Annotated in this window: 3 protein-coding genes; all 3 read left to right on the top strand. The window is 40.6% G+C overall.

Translation table 11 applies throughout. From position 1 onward, the window contains the following. Positions 1–307 precede the first annotated feature (307 nt). The 3 genes from G395_RS0127060 (at position 308) to G395_RS0127050 (ending at position 3,233) form a co-directional block, all read left to right on the top strand. Positions 308–928: a hypothetical protein gene (locus G395_RS0127060; RefSeq protein ID WP_026632862.1), complete on the top strand. Its 621-nt coding sequence runs from the start codon at positions 308–310 to the stop codon at positions 926–928. Positions 929–1,531: 603 nt separating this feature from the next. Next, a complete protein-coding gene (locus G395_RS0127055; RefSeq protein ID WP_026632861.1) occupies positions 1,532–2,320 on the top strand; it encodes an SDR family oxidoreductase in 789 nt (262 codons plus the stop codon). A gap of 4 nt (positions 2,321–2,324) precedes the next feature. After that, positions 2,325–3,233: a helix-turn-helix domain-containing protein gene (locus tag G395_RS0127050; protein ID WP_026632860.1), complete on the top strand. Its 909-nt coding sequence runs from the start codon at positions 2,325–2,327 to the stop codon at positions 3,231–3,233. Positions 3,234–3,444: the final 211 nt, after the last annotated feature.

The raw sequence follows: 3,444 nt of genomic DNA, 5'->3' as shown, positions 1-3,444 counted from the left end.
TAAGTGCAGACTTGTTCACACTGAAGGCCTTTTATCAAGATCAATTTACTCAAAGAATATGTAAGATTTAGATCTGGTTCAAACGTACTATGTTAAGTGAGAAAACACGGAACAAGAGGGAAAGGCGTTTTTGTGAAGGTTCTTGGTTTTGTGCAAGGAGACGGGACTTTTTCTTCGATTTGATGTATTGACATGTAGTGATACCCGATACAACTGTTAACTTATTTAAAATATGGCTTAAAGAAACTTTCATATGAATATTAATTAGAATATTCGCACTAGCATCTTTTAGTGAAAACTAACGTCTATGAAAGCTCTGTGTATTATCTTATTTGTAGTTTGTTTAGGGTGTGCAAAGCAGCCTTCTTTGCCACCTAACAGCAAATTCAACATAACTAGTGTTTTGAATGACTCTGTGTGGTTTGGAACCGGTAAGGCGCTAAGAATTAAGGAGCCGGGAGAAAAAATAGAAAGAATCCGTAAATTTAATCTAATTGTCTTTACCGACATTGATTATCCTGGTATGGTGGCAGGCGGCCCAAATCCAAATACTAATAATGGATGCATCGATCCTGAATGCACTAGAACTCAGAGTTTGGTAATTTATAATGTTCCTTTGAAAAAGGGCCGTTTCAATATTGCGAAATTAAATAAGCGCAGCCAATGGAAAAATGAGAAAGCCAGCCTGTCATATATAGGAAATGCAGGAGGACTGCATAACCATTACGTTTATAAAGGATTGAAGCCTGGCTGGATTAAGGTCACAAAATTCGATAGGGACTTAGGAATGATAGAAGGTCGTTTAAGTATTTCATTTAGCCAAGATACTGAATCAGAGCTGCTACCACTACGAAATAAAATGGCTCCCACAGCCAGGTTTACTGATGGACTTTTTCGGATTAAAATCACTGATGTTTTACTTAAGTAGGCGTACAAGTCCTCCTATGTTCAATTCCTGCATAAGCCGTCAACGCTTGTCAGGACGGGTCGATAAAAATATTGTCCAAATAACCTCCGTTTCCTGCAAATAGATGACCTATCAACTACACATTCTTAGTTATGAGCAAACGTGTCTCAATGACCATTTTAAATTTTTATGTTACTTGTCTTAAACTTTGACTGAGTTAGTGAGACGTGTTTCAAGGGTACAAACGCTAGGAATCTCTTTAAAAATACGGTCTTTAAGGCGTACTTCAGGCAGTTGTGATACATATAATATGTCTGGATTAATCTACGGCGATTATAGTTCAATAAATAGTCAAGCGAGCACCTTTAACTGAAACTTAGAGTCGGACAGCTAACTCGCATACATACACTCGTGTGTAGATACTTAGCGCGTATCCAGGTTACTAACGATGATATGTTCACTATAATGGCCAGCTGTGTCTTTATATTCTTTTTTGATATTGTCAATCTCGCAAAAAACATAAAATTACAGCAGAACCCATCCTTTCGACTACAAGCTCGGGCCTTTTGGCTAAAGATGCTTTGCAAAGACTGTAGAACTTTGCAATAACAAAACATCAGATAAATGGAATTAAGAAATAGCACTGTGCTGATCACAGGCGGAACGAGCGGGATTGGTTTGGAACTCGTAAAACAACTGACTCAGCTAGGGGCGAATATCATTATTACGGGCCGTAGCGCCAATGCCCTTAGGGAAACAAAAACCAGATTTCCAAGAGTACATACTTTTCAAAGTGATGTCAGCAGTCCAGATGACATCGAAAGGCTATACCAGGATGTAACCGGGCACTTTCCTGAGCTGAATATCATTATCAACAATGCGGGCCTGATGCGGTTGATTGATCTGCGGGACGTGGCATTGGACCTGGTAAATATCAATACTGAAATAGCAACCAATCTTTCCGGTACCATTCAAATGGTACACCAATTTTTGCCGCACCTGCTCACAAAGAAGTCTGCCGCAATTGTCAATGTATCATCAGGAATCGCCTTTATGTCTTACTCGGCTGCCCCGATATATAGCGCTGCCAAAGCCGGGGTACGCGCCTACACCCAGGCGTTGCGCTTGCAGTTGGAAGACACCAATGTAAAAGTATTTGAAATGATCCCACCTGGGGTCAAAACGAATCTTCAAAACGATTGGGTATTAAAACCTAGTCCCGGCATGATGATGGACGTTGACAAGATGGTAAGTGTTGCCATAAAAGATCTTTTAAAAGATCAGCCAGAGCTCAAACCACCTATGATCAGCGTAATAAAATTTGCAACCCGGCTTGTTCCAAACGTGTTGCTGAAATACGGGCACCAGGAATTTAAGAAAATTAAAGCGCTACAACGCAGTAGTCTAAGATAAACAGATGGAAAACACGAAACCTTACAGGATCCAATCCATTACGGAAATCCATCGCCTGATGGGGCTGGGAAAACCGTTTCATCCGCTAATAGGGATTATTGATTTAGCCGGACTAAAAAATGATACGGGGCTCGATGCTGTCATATTTGACCTGTATGTCATTTCCATGAAGCGGGGATGTGACAAACTGGTCTACGGACAGCAGAAATATGATTTTGACGAAGGATTGATGGCCTTTATGTCACCCGGGCAAATTCTGCGAGGTGAAGAAAACGGTGTGCCGCCCAAGCTTGATGGCTGGATGCTCTTCATCCATCCGGATTTTTTATGGAATACCCCGCTTGCGAAAAAAATTAAGCAATACGACTATTTCGGTTATGCAACTAATGAGGCTTTATTCCTTTCTGATCACGAGGAAGCCCTCGTTAACGGCATCGTTGCCAACATCAAAAGTGAATACAAATCCAACATTGATAAATTTAGCCAGGATGTGATCATTGCGCAACTGGAACTGCTCCTTACGTATGGGCAACGTTTTTATGAACGCCAGTTCATTACCAGAAAAATAGCCAATAGCAGAATTTTGGAGCGCTTGGAAGTAGTGCTAACCGAATATTTTAATGACAATGACTTGGTGTCAAAAGGGTTACCCACAGTTAAACATGTTGCGGAAAAACTAAATGTCTCGGCCAAGTATTTAGGCAGTTTACTCAAACAATTAACTGGGCAAAGTACCCAGCAACACATCCACGAAAAGCTGGTAGAAAAGGCCAAAGAGAAACTATCAACCACCGAATTAACAGTAAGCGAAGTTGCCTATGCGCTGGGCTTTGAACATTCGCAATCGTTTAACAAGCTCTTTAAGGCAAAGACGAAACAAAGTCCGATGGAATTCCGGCAATCCTTTAATTGATATGTAGGCCCGATTGCAGAGAGGAGTTTGTGATATTCTAATAGGTACGTATAAAGACATGCGTTATAATTGGTAACGTGCACTTCAAATTGTCGTCCTGTTAACTAAGGCGTGAGTTTAATGTACAGTTGATTTGAGAATACTCCCCGTACCATTCGGGGATGTATTTTAGTTGACATGAATATTCTAACATAGTACGTTTGAACCAGAT

Origin of the sequence: Dyadobacter alkalitolerans DSM 23607 (assembly GCF_000428845.1) — a bacterium.
Taxonomy (GTDB): domain Bacteria; phylum Bacteroidota; class Bacteroidia; order Cytophagales; family Spirosomataceae; genus Dyadobacter; species Dyadobacter alkalitolerans.
The sequence above is the reverse complement of the archived record's forward strand: the minus strand, read 5'-3'. Positions and strand labels throughout refer to the sequence as shown.